This window comes from Psychrobacter maritimus, from assembly GCF_029953575.1.
GTDB classification, from domain to species: Bacteria; Pseudomonadota; Gammaproteobacteria; order Pseudomonadales; family Moraxellaceae; genus Psychrobacter; species Psychrobacter maritimus.
On the sequence record NZ_CP124526.1, the window covers coordinates 1,117,437 to 1,133,577 of the forward strand.

Consider the following 16,141-nt stretch of genomic DNA (forward strand, 5'->3'; position numbering starts at 1 on the left):
CGAGTTATGAATTTAGTTAGGTATTTTTACAATTTAGTGTACTAGAAAGTAATGTCCTGAATAGTCTAAACGTTGAGAGTTTTTAACCTATTAATCAAGCGTAATTATTGGTTCGAGAGTAAGAGAAGCTTTTTTAACGCTCATTACTATTACTACTGTTTTTATCATTCGTACTTTCTTGACTGGATAAACGGCGTTTAATAAGTAAACCAATCACAGCGACCACTATCAGTATGCCGATTGCTTTGGAATAAGGCGCTAACATGCCGGCGACGGCGTCATAGTTTTGACCTAAGTAATAGCCCGCTAAAGCCAATATCGCTGTCCAAATACTAGCTCCTAAAGCCGTCAATACCAAAAAGGGCAATAGCGCCATTTTATTCATGCCAGCTGGGATAGAAATCAGCGAGCGTACCCCGGGCACCATACGCCCAAAAAACACCGCCATTTTGCCATGTTTATCAAACCATGCATTTGCCGCGGTGATGTCAGCAGGCTTTACAAACAGATATTTACCATACTTTTCGGTGAATGCGACCAAACGCGGCTCATCAAATACGCGACCCACATAGTATAAAGGCAGCGCACCCAGCACCGCCCCAAGCGTACCGGCTATTATCACCAAAATAATGCTTAAATCACCTTTGGCAGCGGCAAAGCCAGCGGCTGGCATAATCACCTCAGAAGGGATCGGCGGAAAGATATTTTCAGCAAACATGGCAAAGATAATGCCAAAGTAACCGAATTTTGCCATGATACCGAGTACCCATGCACTCATTTGATCCATTGTAAAGACTCGCTCAAGGTTGGAATAAAGAAACAATAAATCATACGGGCATTTATCAAAGTTATTTGTACTAAATTACGGGCTTAGTATGTATTAAATATTGCTAAAAGTCCGTCATTTAATGCGTTTATCTGAGAGCAGCTTGAGGACAGAGCGCAATCTGTACAGGCTTAGTATTTTATTTATCTTAGTAAATAGTTAATAAAAACACACAAGAAGCTTCTATTTACTGTCAAGTTTATGGCATAAGGTCGTCTTAATCGTGCTTATTTTAGACTATTTATATTTCATAAAGGTTTTTTAGCACAAAAACCTCATTAGGCATTTAGTATTTAGAGAGCTATCAAGGAGATTAAGATGAATAAAATAACAGCAAATGTAGGATTAACCAAAGCGCGGCAGGCGTTATGGATCGCATTGTTTGCCAGTATTGTCGGCGTTACGGCTTGTAGTAATGAGAGAGAGGATGTGGTGGCAGATTCGACCGAAGTGACAGATGAAGTGGCGGTTGACGAGAAGGGCGGGGAAGGTAATAAAGAAGGTACTGAAGTTGTCGAAACGGGTATGACCGCAGATGGAATGTCGGGTAATGATGGTGAGCAGAAAGCCGATGACACTGTGACCGTCAACGAGAGTAATGCAAATTTAGATCAAACCCCAGCAGATGGCGTGCAGTAAATACTTAAATTACTCAAGCTTTAGACGAAAAAGTTTTTAATGTTCAGGTTGATGAGAGTAAATTGTCCAAAAAAAAGAGCTGCAAATTGTTTGCAGCTCTTTTTATTTCAGTTTTAGTAAAACTATAGCCCTTTACAGATAATATGATAACTATCGACTGGTAAAGGTAATTGTTTTAGTGCCATTAGTAGATGGTTGGCTGATGGTTACTTTACTGTCTAAGATATCGCCGCGCGCATTGATTTTATAGCATTCTGACGAGCTGCCATTAGGATCGTTATTGAGCAGGAGATTGCCTGAGGTTTCTATACAAAACCACGCGGTATTATTGCTGTCTCTGGTCAAAGACCAATCTTGGTTATAAGTGCCTATTTTTTTACGCATACTTCTATCGGCATAAACGTCTTCAGTAATCAATTTGCTTGATGAGCCAACCGTTGCCATTTTGGGAATGGTTGTGGTCTGATTCGACAGCGAATACTTACCTGAGCTGTCAGTGAAACCATGGAATACTAATGGATTGAGGGTAAAGTAATTAATGGCGACCGATTGATCAGTGACTTGATTATTTACTTTGTTGATGGTATTTACTTCAGCGCCTTGTACTTGTTTATTATTAAAGACCATGCTGCCTTTGGGCGTGACTTTGATATCCGCAGAGGCCGTTTGACCGCCGACGGTCGCCACTAAGCTCTGGCTACGGGCTTTGGTATAAATATTGAGCATGGCCGCTTCAACGGGATATTGTGTGACGATGTTGTTTGAATTGCCCGGTGTGGTGCCACCGTTCATACCGCCTGCACAAGCGCTTAAGCCTACTGATACCGCGACAAGTAATCCTAATTTTTTCATGATTTATTCCCTCGATTTATTTAACTTCAATTTATTAATAAGTGATAGACCTACCTACTATAATCGAATTTTTAAGCGATGACATCTGCTGTGTATCCCTGCGCCTCCTATCCTTACATCATTATAACAACCGATGATTTTGTAGAAATTTATTGAATAAATGGGCGATAAGAACCGCTGGGCAATTAAAACAGGATTAATAGGCATTTTTGCTGTTCATACCTCCTTAGTCTGTTATCATTTCGTCCTGCAAAAAATCACAGTTATTTTCTATAAGTACCATTCGTTAGGACGTTAAAATGATCGTCAAGCAAAAGCCCAGCGCCATCAAACTGCTTTTTACCTTGCGTGGCTCCATCCTGCCAAAGGTCTATCCGCAGATTTTGCTCATTAGCCTGATTAGTGCCTTTATCACCAATATTCAGCATGGGTTTCCTAGTTCTTTTTCTTCTTATAGCGTCGCGCCGTTTACCTTGCTTGGGATAGCCTTATCGCTATTTTTAGGTTTTCGTAACAATGCCAGTTATCAACGCTGGTGGGAAGCTCGTGGGCTATGGGGGCAATTGGTCTATGATACGCGCAGCTTTACCCGTCAAGTGCTGTCTTATATAGATGAAAGCAGCGAAGAGGGGCGAGAAAGTGAGGAGGGGCGAGATAGCCAGCGCCGATTGGTGTATTTAAGCATTGCTTTTACCCATGCCTTACGTCATCGACTGCGTGACAGCTCGCCTTGGCAAGATGTTGAGCGTTTTGTAGAACCTATCCATCATGCCAGTATGCAGCGAGCGCAAAATTTGCCAGATTATCTACTGCGTCTGCTAGGTAAGGAGCTTGGCTATTGTCGGCGGCAGCGCTTGACGTCAGAGCATATGATACAAAATATGGATGAGCGCCTAAATTCAATGACGGTGGTTTTGTCCGCTTGTGAGCGTATTCACAGCACGCCATTGCCGTTTGCTTATACGCTACTGGTGCATCGCACGACGTATCTATATTGCTTTATGCTGCCTTTTGGTCTGGTTTCTTCTTTAGGCTGGGTGACGCCCTTGATTTGCGGGGTCATTGCTTATACCTTTTTTGGTTTGGATGCGCTAAGTGAAGAGTTGGAAGAGCCTTTTGGTTTGGCTGCCAATCAATTACCGCTGACGGCCTTATCTCGTACTATCGAGATTAATTTGCTAGAAGCTTTGGGAGAAACCGAGTTGCCGCCGAATATCACCGCTAAAAATGGCTATTTACAATAAGTGATTTATAATAGGTAATTTGCAAAAATCTCTCTGTCATAAATAGCGGCTGCGGCAGTAGAATATCGGTTGCCAAAAAATATACTGCATAAAAAAGACCACTCAATTGAGCGGTCTTTTTTATTTGACATTGTCATCACTACTATTAAATGCTGTTTAAAAAGCTTAGCAACGTTTTTTGTTGCGTGGCGGGTAATTGCGTAAAACGTGTCTTAGCACTTTCTGCTTCACCGCCATGCCAAAGTATCGCTTCTGTCAAGCTGCTGGCGCGACCATCATGCAAAAACCGTGCTTCTGGGTCACGTGCGACAATACCAATGCCCCATAATGGCGGTGTACGCCACTCATAGCTTTCGGCATTTTTTTCTTTAACGCCGTCATCTAAACCTTTGCCCATATCGTGCAGCAATAAATCGGTATAAGGATAAATAGTTTGCTGGGCGAGCAGCGGAAAGCGCCCGCTAGCGCCCGTTTTTTGTTTTGGCGTATGACAGCTCGCACAGCCCACTTGGGTAAAGAGCTGCGCGCCTTTATTAAAGGTCGATAAATCAGCCACTCGGCGCTCAGGCACTGCCAAGGCAGTCATAAAATCGGTCACCGCATCCAAGCTGCTGTCTGAAACCTCAGGCGTGCCGCCATTGGGCGCTGTCCAACAAATCGGCTGATTGGCTGTGCAATTGGGATCCATAAATACGGAAGTGGTCAAACCCATGTCTTGTGACATGGCATTGGCGTTTTGGGTGCGGAGGCTTGAGTTAATCGCCTTCCAGCCAAAGCGGCCAATGCGCCGCTGTTTGCCATCCTGTACCCAATGTACGCGCCCACTGATGCCGTCGTTATTGTTATCGTCAGGGTCAGCTGCCGCAATGATATCCGCCTCAGGAATCAAGTCGAGCAAACCCATGCCGACCAATTGCGGTGAGATACGCCCACTGATAGCGGTATCTCCCAGCGGCTGATTGGGGTCGGTGGCGCTAAAGTCAAACTGGATACCGGTAGGTTGGTTGCCATTACTCGCTGTGATGGTGTAGCGCATTTTACCTTCGGCTGCGATGCTGGCATCGATACTTTGATGTTGCATTTGCTCGCCGTAATAAGTGTGCGCAAGCCCTTGTTTATTGCCGAGCCTAAATAATATAGCGTCACTTAGCTCGCCATCTGCCGCATAAATGGGTTTGCGTCCTTCAGCACTATGGCACTGGGTGCAGGCATTGGCGTTAAATAAGGGGCCAACGCCATCAAAGAGCACGCGACCCTGGTTGGCTGGCGTCCATTCGGTGATAAAGAGCTCACGACCTGGCGATACGCCGCCCAAGGCACTGCTTGGCAGATTGGGCATAATCTGTAAAAATGGTCGTGAGATATCGGCAGCGATGGTCGCGTTGCCACCGGCTGGTAGCCAGTTGATATCAGTTGCAGGATTGTTCGGGCTGTCTGGGTTGTCAGGTGAAGTTGGCGGCGTAGGCTGGCTAGGTAAATTCGGGGTGTTAGAGCTGTCATTGTTTGAGTTATCGGAACCGTCTGAGCCGCCACATGCACTTAGTAATAAAGTTGCCGTTAAACAAAATAGCGCACGGCGTATGATAGGAAATAAAAGAGTAGAGGGAGCATTTAAATGGTTTAGTGAATAACAGTTCGGTGAATGAGGCAGTAGAGACATGGTAAGACCTAAAATGGCTAAAAATATCATTTATTAAAATACGAAGAAGATACTAAAGATGAGTAAGCAGGATTTAACGAAGTCCTAAGTTAATAAGGGCAACATTACTAAGGCTGCCCTTGTTTACTACATTTGCTATTGCATACTCATGTTAAAGATAAGTCACGCTTATAGCTGGCTTGGTAAATTGACTGGCATCGGGGTGTTATACATCCAAACGTGGGTAGTATCTTTATTACCAAGTGAGCCCTCGAAGCTCCAGCCCCATGTAAATAATTGACCGTCTCTATGTGAGGTATTGGCATCTTTCTGCAGAGGTTTTTCATGCGCGATCAAGTGCATGACGCCCATAGCCATATTGTCGATATTTTTTAAATTAGATAATTTATTGGTTGGTTCATCTAAATCGTTGTAGACGGTTTTGCCTGCACCGTTTGTCTCCCCAAACATACCCCACGCGTAAAGAATACCGTCTGTCGCTGAGCCATTTTCCGATGTTCCATTGTTCGATGACACATTGTCCAGTAACGCATAGCTGGCATTGCCATTCGCATAGATGCGGCGAATATTCTTATCAGTAAACCATGGCAGTTTGGTTGGCGTTAGAATGGTATTTGCCCAAGCGCTTTCAGTAGCATTGAATTTTTCGCCGTTATAACCTATTTGGCTACTGGCATTGAGCCCCCAAGCGTAGACGGCTTCTTTATTGGTTAGCGCCAATACATGGTCACGGCCAGCGGTAAGTTGGGTTACTTTTTCAAGGTCAATGTTTGAGTCAGAGGCAATCTCAGGAGTAGGGGCGATAGCGTTATTAGTATGAACGTCAACGATGGTATGGGCAGTGGAATTGCCGCTCAGAACATCAATGCGAAACGGCGTTGCATTAATATTAATACAGTTATTGGCCTTATTACATTCTTGACCGCGACCTAGATTGGCATAGGCGTCGCTGCCCCAGCCCCAAACTTGACCTTTATCATCTAACGCGTACGAGCTATTGGCACTGGCCACCACTTGCACAATATGACCGATGTCAGCGGCTGCTGAAAAATCAACCTTAACCGGTGTGCTGCTATTTATCGTTGTAGCATTACCAAGCTGACCTTGGGTATTGGCACCAAACGCCCACACGCTGCCGTCTTTGGTAAGTACTAAGTTATGCTTATAACCCGCTGCTACCATCACGGCATTGTCAATACCATCAATGGCACCGATATCTAGGCGGCAATCTTCTGTTTTACTACAGTCATTGCGACCGGTGTTGCCGCGTCCTAATTGCCCAGAAATATCTTCGCCCCAACTATAAACCTGACCTTTAGCATCTAGCGCCAGCGAATGATTTTGGTTAAATTTAATAGACACAAGGTCTTTTGGTGCACTGTGCATCAGCATGGGAGTATCTGGATGACCCATGACGTCAGCAATTTTTGTGGTCATTCCCAGACCGGTTTGCCCATAATTATTGCGCCCCCAGCCATACAGCTGTCCATCGCGCAGAGCAGCTGTATGTGAGCCACCTGCGGCGACAGTATCGCCCAAATACACAGTTTTGATTGAGCGCATAATGTTGCCAGCATTATCTGTAGCTTCTAAGGTGATTTTATTGCTACCTAATGCCAATAAAATACGTGCGTTAAAATCTCCATTTGTATCGACGTTTAACGTTTCCACTGGCTCTTCATTGCGCTGATAAGTCAGCGATTTGATGCCACTGCTATCTTGTACTTGCCCAGAGAAAAATATCGCCGCCACCGCACTATAGCCATCTGTAAAATTACTATCGGTGGTTAAAAGCGGCGGTGTCCCATCAATGATTGTGGTGTCATCAGAATCATTGCCACAAGCAGTTAGTATCAAAGTCGCGCTGATAAGTGCCACTGCTTGGGTAAGATGGGATAAGCGCATAAAAACCTCAATAAATTATCAATAAAAGATAGGTATCTGAATATAGGAAATAGCAACATAGCGTAAAATGGGCGTAACTATGGATGCGAATAATATTACAAATGATAATTATTATCAATATATAAATAAAAATGTTGATTTAATATTTTAATGATAGGTGTTCTTTATATAAAAGGATGGTTAACGGTTTTATAGGGTGAATCGTAGAGCAGCATCCAAAGCAGGCGAATAAATATTATTGTTAGATAGGCTTTTATCTATGAAAAAGTAAGGTATATTAAGGAGGAAAGTAACTCATTTATACAGACTTGAATTTTTGAAAATTTGGTTCAATAACAAGCTATTAACATCATAATCAACCGCCCATAATTATGAGGATAATTTGAATAAAATAAGCAAAGAAGCCGCTGCATTTACAGCCCTGCCACTCAACATCCAAAACGCGTTAAAGCAAAATAAACGAATCGTCTTTATCGCCAACAACCCTTCTATTAGCACTGATAAACTTAAGCAGTTATTACGTTCGGATGATGTTTTGGTATTATTTAACCATTTCATCCACGCTGAGTTTTTTGCCAACCATCCGCTAGCCAGTAGCCTGCCTAAATTGTTGTTTTTTCGCCAAATTGGGGATAGTAAACTGCATTTTGGTTTGCCACCGAGGAGCAACAATGTCGCGGTGATGAAGCGCATGGCAAAAGCGGCACCATTAGGTATTTTACTGAGTAAACAGCCTTATCAATTTCCTTTGCCCAGTGATGACCCAAGTCCCGATGATGACCCGATTGATGATGATCGCATACTGACGTTACCACCGGCGGTGCAAGTGTTGTTGCAGGATGCGGCGCATCATAGCGTGTTATCGGAGCGCCATCCGGTCGTTGACGACTATCCTTACTTTATAGATATTCACTCTTCAGCCCCTTCTTCAGGATTTTTGTTGTATCGCTTGTTGCTAGCGGCGCGAGAGCATGTGCAGCTTCTGCAAAAAGCACCGCTACCGCTGCAATTATTAATGATAGGTTTTAATGACAACGATAAAACGGCGCACTTTTGGCAAGGGCATAATTGGGAATTTGAGCGCCATGAAATGAGTTCGCCGCCGCCAGAGGTAGAGATCATACGCCAGTATTAGGCAAGGGAAGATTGGTAATTTAAACATAAGCGGCATCGGGATAATAGGCCAACTCTATCTCTTTACTGCTAGGCTGGCGTAACAGCGTAATTGAATTTGATTGCTCGTTCGTCCAATCAATCAATCCCATTTTGCAGAACTGTTCAAGCCAGCCGCCCATAGGCCAGCATTGCCATTTTTGATAAAAACGATTGGCATTGACGATAATGCTTTCCAAATGATTGAGAGGCGGGCGATAGACGGCGTGCTGCTGATGATAAATAAGGTCGGCGGTCAGATAAAAAGCAATATCTAACTGACGGGCAGTAAAGGCAAAGTCGGTATCTTCTGCGCCATAACCGGTGTACTGCGTATCAAAACCACCTATTTTCTCAAACTGTTCACGTTTAATCGCAAAGCATAAACTCCAAAAAGCGCCGTAATCATTTGTTTTTTTAATAGCTGTCGGTGTTGTCTTAGTAGAAATCGATTGTTTCGCATCGAAGTTATCACGATAAGGATTATAAACAGATAGATGATTTAAGTAATCATTAGTCAGCGCCCCCTTTTGCAACGCCAAGCTTTCCTCGTTTGATAAAGGTCGCGTCAAATAGCGCGGTTGTCCCATTAGTAGAGCGTTTGGATACTGGCTTAACTTTGCGCTTAGTTGTTCAATAAAGCTCGGCGCTACGATGCAATCAACGTCCAAAAATATCAGCGTGTCATGGCTGGCACGCGCGGCGCCAATATTGCGATTATGACCGATATCAAATTCCGTTTTGTCCGATTTTTCTAACGTTTGATGTTCTAACGTTTGATGGTCTGCGCTGTCCACTAAACCTGCGCTCGTCGGAATCTTAACAATGTTTAAAGCAAAATCAGCCAGACGTTTAGGGTCGGTATCATCATTGACAATAATAACTTCATCGGGCTTAACGCTGCCATTCGCAAGGCTACTAAGCAGATTATACAGGTGACGATTGCGTCCATAACAAGTCGTGATCACCGTTACCGGCACATGCTCAGAAACCGCATTAGGATTGGTGGTGGGTTTTACGGTCATTGTTTGTCAGCGCCTCTCGTATTAATTTGGCTTTTATGTTTTTACTACGACGTTATTGATAACTATTCCATTTAACGTTCAGGCTTTAATGTAAGCTGCGGCAGCAACCATTGTTCAAACCAAGCTTTAGTCGTTCGATACTTGGCCGTACTCTGCATAAACGCTTGGGCTGTAGGTATAGATTTTTGCTTAAGCGTTGCACTAACACGCTTTGATAAGGAATGGGTTTGAGTGGATTGGTTAGCCGTTTCTCCACTTAGCTTATGTTTGCCGCTTGCATTTATTAACGCTTTAAATTGCTGCCAACTTAATGCCCGTCCTTGGGCTATCAACACCTCTGCCATTACCTCTTGCTCTTGGTGCGGGCGGTCGTCAGGTAGGACGACCAGCGGCGTCGCATAATCATAGGCTTGGGCGACGGCATTTAGACCGCAAGCCATCAGTAGATAATTGCTATGTTCGATAAATGGCGTCACATCATTTACGTCGGCTGCGATGTCAACATAATGCCGTTTATCATCGTCGATAGGACCAAGCGATATAATAAAAGCATGTGGTAAAAGCTGCCGCAGCTCGGGCAGTTTTGCATCAATAGCTTGATGTCCGCCGTAGCCTTTAATGACGGTAACGATAGCTGGCGTATTTTTACCCTCTAGCATTGAAGAGAGCGCTTCTTCATCAGTAGTAAGCTGTATTAAGTCTTTTATAAAATCTTGATAATTTTGCGCATTCCTTTGCTCCGTGTTGATAAAATCAAGATAGAGGGTCTTTTTAGCCAGCCAATCAGGTGTCATCGCAGATTCTAATGTGCGAGGATAAGGGGCAAGTAAAGCAAGCGCACCAGCCAAAGCGTTTAGATGCGGCTCATCATCGCGAATACCTGGCAGTCTGACATAAAGGTAAGGAACACTGGCGGCGCGGCATAGCATTGCGACTTCAACGCTGACATCAACAACCATTAAATCAATGTGCCGCTGATGGATGGTATCCAGTATTTTATGGCTGCGCTGCTGAATATCGCTATTACCCACGGGCGAATAGTGCAGGCTGGCTGGTTGCCAATATTGCCCTGCGCGCCCAGCGAGTACATCATCTGCACGTTCATCCTCTGCTGGCAGTCGTACAATTCGCCCCTCATCTATAGCCGCAAACGTATAAGTATCAGATGTTACGCTAGTAAATACCGTTAATTGCTGTCTTGCTTCAGCGGGTAATAGGGCAGCAAGCTTATCGATTTGGCGGCAATGCCCTGAGCCGTGATGATGGGCATAATAACCAAGCCGCATTATCCTCGCTCCATCATGTTATTTAAGCCACTGCTTGAACCGATTATCGGCTCTGCTTTATTGTCTTTGCCCTTTTTGTGGTTAAATGAATTCAGTTTTAAATGTGCATCTGTTGGAGCTTCAATGCCTTTTTTCTGCTCACTTTCTGTTACTGCTGCTTTATACAAGGCTAAATAGCCTGCTACCATGGCTGCTACGGAACAAAACTGTAAGGCGCGTTCTCGGCAGGCTTGACGTGAGATGCTTTTAATCTTAGTAAAGCCTTTGATAAAAGCGTCTTTATCTTCCTTAGCGACGATAACGCCAGTATTTGGTGTAACAATCTCAGCGCTAGCACCGACATCAAAGCCAATCACTGGTGTACCGCAGGCTAGGCTCTCAGCCAGTGTCAAACCGTAAGGCTCATCCCATGTGCTGGTAAATAGCATGGCAGTCGCTTGACAAAGGTAGCGATTCACCTCGTCTTTGGTAACATGACCGACATAATTAAACAGTCTTTGCGCGCCATTTTCACCATCTTGAGCCAATAGTGGTGCGACTTGTTCATCAAAATACGCTTGGTTGCTTTTGGGACCAGCAATAATGAGTTTTTTTCCAGCTTCCATACAGTATTGCATGGCTAAATGTGTGCCTTTTTCGGGGCAAATACGTCCAAACCAAAAATAAATTTCATCATTTTCACGGGTAAAATCATCCGTAGATGCAATGTTAGCGTCAAAGGATTTTACATCAATGCCGTTATAAACCACCGTTGAGGGCACAAACTCAGAAAATAGCTGCTGTTGGTGTTTGCTGATAGCGGTAAACTGGGTGGTTGTACCGTGGCGCAAGGTCAATAGCGCCAAACGCAATTGCGGGAAAATAGGCGTATGAAAGGTGGTAAAGAACCGCGAGCCAAACGCTTGACCGGTCATCATGGGGATATGGTGCAGGCTGTGATTATGCACGATGTCAGTCTCACCACGTTCATCGCGTTCGATAATATCGCGTAGGACATCTTGATAGACCAAATACTGATACATCTCCTCGCGGCTCATTCCTAAAGTCTCATGCTCATTCGGATAGACGGTGTTATCAAATTTTTCTCGGGTTAGCATTGGGACGAGGCGAGCCTGCGTTTGACTGTCTTGATGCGCATAAAGTAAAACCTCATGGCCTTGGGAGACAAGCTCATCACATATAAGCTGAGTAATCATCTCAAGCCCGCCAGCAAAGGGCTGAGCAATAGGATATAAACAATGAGCAATCATCGCAATACGTAAAGGTTTATCAGCTAACAGGGCAGGGCGTTCAGCATCATTATCAATAGCATCTATAAAATTAATAGGATCAGCAGCGGGCATAAGCACCTCAAAGTAAAACGAACGATTATTGTAAATAAGTAAAAAAGGGAGTCTTAATAAAACAACTGCTTAAAACGTGCTAAAACGCTCTAAAACGTTGATTCGCTATCAATAAACTGCTGCAGGCGTTTTTAAGCACTATTAAATTAATAAGCTGAATTTTGAATTAATAAGCTGAAAATAAATGCCTAAAGCCAACCATTAAGAATTAATAATTTTTTTGTCTTCAAATACCGTGTGAATTTCAGGTTGTAACGGCTTTAGACTTTTGGTTTGTTTACGAGACTGATTAATAGCTAAGGCAACTGTAGGTTTAGATTTGATGCTAATGCTGGACGGATTTTTCTTAGGAACCCTAAAGTTATCAAATGCCACTTTTGCGGCGCCAATTTTTAACGTACAAATTATCAAAGCACAGATAAATAATAGCGGAGAATAAAGCGGCGAAAACGGTGCCACTATAACGGCAGTGATGATGTTGAGTAGCAAAATAAGCTTGGGTAACGCCACCACATTTGCACGACGTAATGAGCTTTGAGTACGAATGTATTCTTGCTTTGGCGTGCAGACAAAGGGTTTTTCGCTACCCCATAACACGGGCAACCACGATAGTGCTCCAAGCTCCCAAAAATTTAAATGCATGAACCATGCCCTGACACGCATTTTGATACTAGACCCATGGTTTTGACTGAGCTGTTTATTCAGTGGCGCTTTATCCTGTAAATATGCCCATAATCGCCTTATGATAAAAACGCCATAGCTGGCATAGACTAAGTACAAGGGCGTGAGTAGGGATATATCAGGCGTGGCGTCTGAAAGTTGAGCTTTTAGAAGTGCATAGCCAAGGATAAATAAGGTCGCTATCTGCAAGAAAATAAATAAACCGGTGAAGTTTATCCAAGCGCTTAGCTGAGATAAATGCGCACGCGCATATCCTAAACGTTCACCCTTATTTTTTATGTATTGGCTACTGATAGCGGATGAGTTAAAAGAAATAATTGGGTGGCTTATTTGTTCAACCGTTTGTCGCGTACTTAATGATTGAGTGTTTACGGTCTCTTGGGGGTTGGTTGGCCATGCTATCGAGAAATAGTTGCTTAACACCTGCATATTGCCATAGATCCAGCGCCGACGTTGACACATCAGATCATTTAACGAGGTAGGTAATAGGCCAGTCGCAATGACTTCTGGTATGAACTGACTGCGAAACCCTCTTTTATGCATCAATACACCCATTTGTGCATCTTCGGTAATCGAGGCACCTGACCAACCGCCTAAGCTCAAAAGATCGGAGCGACGTATCACCGCATAAGTGCCTGTTGATAGTGCACGCTTACGATTAAAGGGACGGTATAAATGATGATTAAAATAATGGTTAAGCTCGCTGTGCGTGTCCAATTGCCCAGCACTGCGGTAAAACTGCGGGAACTGTAAAAGCGTATGGTTTGGATATTGCTTAATAGCATTGGCAATCGAGTCTCTAGCGTGGGGCAAGGCTTGGTAATCACTGTCGACCACAACAAGGTGAGAGCAGTCTGGATTCATAAGACCCAACGCCAAATTTAACGCGCCTGCCTTAAAACCTGCTACCGCGTCGATATGATAAAAACGCACATTGAGTGCTGGATCTAGACTGGTGCAGAAAGCTGCCACAGGCTGATACATTGACGTATCTGTATTATTGTTATCAATAATAAGTATTTCATCAGTCGCCTGTTTTACAGCCAGCAAAGATTGTATGGTCGCCATCACCAGCTCTGGTGGTTCAGACCGGGTCATTAACTGAAAGCTTAAAGTAGCATTAGGAAGGGCAGGGGCAGCTTTATATGAAAGCCTTTCACGTAAAGAATCGTTTTCCGGATACGGCTTTTTAGGGGAAGCCATAATAGCGTCTAGTATCGTTTTATAAGCCACTCCATTATTGACCATCATGATTTGTCCTTAGTTATTATTATTCACGCTATTAGTTAAATAATGACAAAAACCGTTTTATTCCATTAGAAATAGTAGCGTTATAAAAATATAATTAGACGCTAATGAACGGGTTTATATTTATTATTTGAATAATCATAACTCAGAGTATAGTAAGAACTTGATGGTTAAGTGTTTAAGAATACTTAATAATGTAAGGCTAGGTAAATATTGTAAAAATACAAGCAATTCAAGTGCTTATTTATATATAGATAGAAAAAATACGGTTTATATGAATAGCGTGAAGACTTTAAAAAAGGCGAGGATTTGAATAGAGTCGAGCTTGGAAAAGTGCTCAGAAGTTAAATGCTGAACTTAAAAATGCAAAGAGCGTGTTGAGCATGATGGATATATATCCATCATGCTCAACACGCTCGTCAAGATGGGCTATTTATTATCAGTATGAATAATGCCAGCATCAGTGGTTTGCTGGACGATTTGTTCGACTTGCATAAAATCCGTATGCCGCACATCTTTACCGCTGGTGCAAAAAATAACCAGCTCAGCAATGTTGCGAGCATGATCGCCCACCCGTTCTAGGGCGCGTAATACCCACAGTATATTAATCACTTTAGACACATGGCGGCTGTCCTCCATAATATAGGTCATCAAGGCGCGCGTGGCCGATTGATACTCCTCATTGACCGCGGTATCGCTTTGCAAGACCGAAAATGCCTGCTGCGGATTCATATTTGAGAAGGCGTCAATGGCATCGAGCAGCATCAGGCGCACCTGATTGGATAAATGCTGAACCTCTGAATAACCTCTGGGTGACGCGCCATCTTCAATCAATTGGCAGGCCATACGGGCGATTTTTTCTGCTTCGTCACCGACACGTTCAAAGTCGACAATGCCTTTGCTCAGCGCCATTACTAAACGCAAATCATTGGCGGCTGGCTGGCGCTTGGCGACTAACAAAATAATTTGCTCATCGATTTTAATCTCTAGCTGATTGATCAGATGGTCATCTTCAATCACTTTTTTTGCGGTCGCCTCATCTGCGGCTATCAAGGCGCGTGTCGCAACCATGACTTGCTCTGCTGCCATGTGACCCATTTGCATAAACAGCTCAATCACGTCATGTAAGTCATTATCAAAACTCTTTGATAAATGCTTTGCCGTTATCGCCATGCTTGCTTCCTTAATCGTAGTGGTCTTAATCGTATTGGTGTTGCTCATAAAAATATTGCCAAAATGAGTAGCGTGATAAATGACTGCTAGAAATGATTGCTTTAAGCGAACAGCGACTTAGCCATAACGACCGGTAATATAATCTTCAGTCGCTTTTTGTGCTGGGTTGGTGAATATTTGATCTGTTTCACCCATTTCTACCATGTCTCCCAAATACATATAAGCAGTGTAGTCAGAGACGCGCGCGGCCTGCTGCATATTGTGGGTGACGATAGCAATGGTATAGTCGTTTTTTAAATCGGTAATCAAATCTTCAATCGCGCCAGTAGAGATGGGGTCGAGCGCTGACGTTGGCTCATCTAATAGCAAGACTTCAGGTTTCGTTGCTACTCCGCGGGCAATACAAAGTCGCTGCTGTTGACCGCCTGATAGTGACAATCCTGACGCTTTAAGTTTGTCTTTAACTTCCAGCCATAACGCTGCTTTTTTGAGTGCCCACTCGACACGTTCATCCATCTCTGCTTTGCTGAGCTTTTCATAGAGACGGACGCCAAATGCGACGTTGTCATAAATAGACATCGGGAAGGGTGTGGGCTTTTGAAAAACCATACCGACACGCGCACGCAGCAAGTTAACATCCATGTCTTTGGCCAAAATATTTTGGCCATCAAGGGTGATTTGGCCTTCAGCATGCATACTCGGATACAAGTCATACATACGGTTAAAGGTACGTAGCAGCGTTGATTTACCGCAGCCTGAGGGACCAATAAAAGCGGTGACCTTTTTTTCTGGAATATCAATATTGATGTTTTTTAATGCTTGAAAATCACCATAATAAAAGTCCAAATCGCGAATGGTAATCTTGGCAGGCGGCATGTTGTCGGGCATGTCCGCCATGGTTTGCTTGATAAGATGGGAGATATCTGGCTGTTTATGCTGACCATGATCAAACATAGCGTCATCCAGTAAACGGCGTTTGCTGCTGGTATCTGTCATCGGCTTAGTCGCTTTTCTCTCTAATACATCAGTCATAATGGTATCCATCTGTTTTAAAGTTTTGTTAAATGGGGTGTTTTTTTTGCTCTTAGCTGTGCGTTTGTTAGCCTT

Annotated in this window: 13 protein-coding genes; 3 read left to right on the top strand and 10 right to left on the bottom strand. The window is 43.6% G+C overall.

What is annotated here, in order from left to right:
* Positions 1–133: 133 nt before the first annotated feature.
* Positions 134–787: a DedA family protein gene (locus QJS82_RS04685; protein ID WP_281491389.1), complete on the bottom strand. Its 654-nt coding sequence runs from the start codon at positions 785–787 to the stop codon at positions 134–136.
* A gap of 357 nt (positions 788–1,144) precedes the next feature.
* On the opposite strand from QJS82_RS04685, the gene QJS82_RS04690 reads away from it, so the two are divergent.
* The gene (locus tag QJS82_RS04690; protein WP_281491390.1) at positions 1,145–1,465 is read left to right on the top strand and encodes a hypothetical protein; all 321 of its coding nucleotides are present in this window, start codon (positions 1,145–1,147) and stop codon (positions 1,463–1,465) included.
* A 150-nt stretch (positions 1,466–1,615) separates the two neighbouring features.
* On the opposite strand, the gene QJS82_RS04695 is transcribed toward QJS82_RS04690, so the two are convergent.
* Entirely contained in the window at positions 1,616–2,317 is a 702-nt protein-coding gene (locus QJS82_RS04695) for a hypothetical protein (protein WP_281491391.1), read from the bottom strand.
* Positions 2,318–2,616: 299 nt separating this feature from the next.
* Here QJS82_RS04695 and QJS82_RS04700 point away from each other — a divergent pair, with 299 nt between their 5' ends.
* Complete coding sequence (locus QJS82_RS04700) at positions 2,617–3,561, top strand: bestrophin family protein (protein ID WP_281491392.1); 945 nt, start codon at positions 2,617–2,619, stop codon at positions 3,559–3,561.
* A gap of 145 nt (positions 3,562–3,706) precedes the next feature.
* Here QJS82_RS04700 and QJS82_RS04705 read toward each other — a convergent pair whose 3' ends face one another.
* Positions 3,707–5,221, bottom strand: coding sequence for a di-heme oxidoredictase family protein (locus tag QJS82_RS04705; RefSeq protein ID WP_281491393.1), 1,515 nt, complete (start codon positions 5,219–5,221; stop codon positions 3,707–3,709).
* 168 nt (positions 5,222–5,389) lie between these two features.
* Positions 5,390–7,126 (bottom strand): RCC1 domain-containing protein, encoded by a 1,737-nt coding sequence (locus QJS82_RS04710; RefSeq protein ID WP_281491394.1) that lies wholly within the window; start codon positions 7,124–7,126, stop codon positions 5,390–5,392.
* A 382-nt stretch (positions 7,127–7,508) separates the two neighbouring features.
* Here QJS82_RS04710 and QJS82_RS04715 point away from each other — a divergent pair, with 382 nt between their 5' ends.
* The gene (locus tag QJS82_RS04715; RefSeq protein ID WP_201618559.1) at positions 7,509–8,261 is read left to right on the top strand and encodes a hypothetical protein; all 753 of its coding nucleotides are present in this window, start codon (positions 7,509–7,511) and stop codon (positions 8,259–8,261) included.
* A gap of 19 nt (positions 8,262–8,280) precedes the next feature.
* On the opposite strand, the gene QJS82_RS04720 is transcribed toward QJS82_RS04715, so the two are convergent.
* The 6 genes from QJS82_RS04720 to pstB all read right to left on the bottom strand — a co-directional run bounded on the left by QJS82_RS04720 (position 8,281) and on the right by pstB (position 16,078).
* Complete coding sequence (locus QJS82_RS04720; protein WP_281491395.1) at positions 8,281–9,303, bottom strand: glycosyltransferase family 2 protein; 1,023 nt, start codon at positions 9,301–9,303, stop codon at positions 8,281–8,283.
* A 71-nt stretch (positions 9,304–9,374) separates the two neighbouring features.
* The gene (locus tag QJS82_RS04725; RefSeq protein ID WP_201618557.1) at positions 9,375–10,589 is read right to left on the bottom strand and encodes a hypothetical protein; all 1,215 of its coding nucleotides are present in this window, start codon (positions 10,587–10,589) and stop codon (positions 9,375–9,377) included.
* Positions 10,589–11,932, bottom strand: a complete 1,344-nt coding sequence (locus QJS82_RS04730; protein WP_281491396.1) for a glycosyltransferase — start codon at positions 11,930–11,932, stop codon at positions 10,589–10,591. Before QJS82_RS04730 ends, QJS82_RS04725 begins: the two co-directional genes overlap by 1 nt.
* Positions 11,933–12,133: 201 nt before the next feature.
* Positions 12,134–13,864 (bottom strand): glycosyltransferase family 2 protein, encoded by a 1,731-nt coding sequence (locus tag QJS82_RS04735; protein WP_281491397.1) that lies wholly within the window; start codon positions 13,862–13,864, stop codon positions 12,134–12,136.
* Positions 13,865–14,290: 426 nt separating this feature from the next.
* The gene (gene phoU / locus QJS82_RS04740; RefSeq protein WP_201618689.1) at positions 14,291–15,034 is read right to left on the bottom strand and encodes a phosphate signaling complex protein PhoU; all 744 of its coding nucleotides are present in this window, start codon (positions 15,032–15,034) and stop codon (positions 14,291–14,293) included.
* Between the two features lie 117 nt (positions 15,035–15,151).
* A complete protein-coding gene (gene pstB, locus QJS82_RS04745; RefSeq protein ID WP_438656518.1) occupies positions 15,152–16,078 on the bottom strand; it encodes a phosphate ABC transporter ATP-binding protein PstB in 927 nt (308 codons plus the stop codon).
* Between the last annotated feature and the right edge of the window lie 63 nt (positions 16,079–16,141).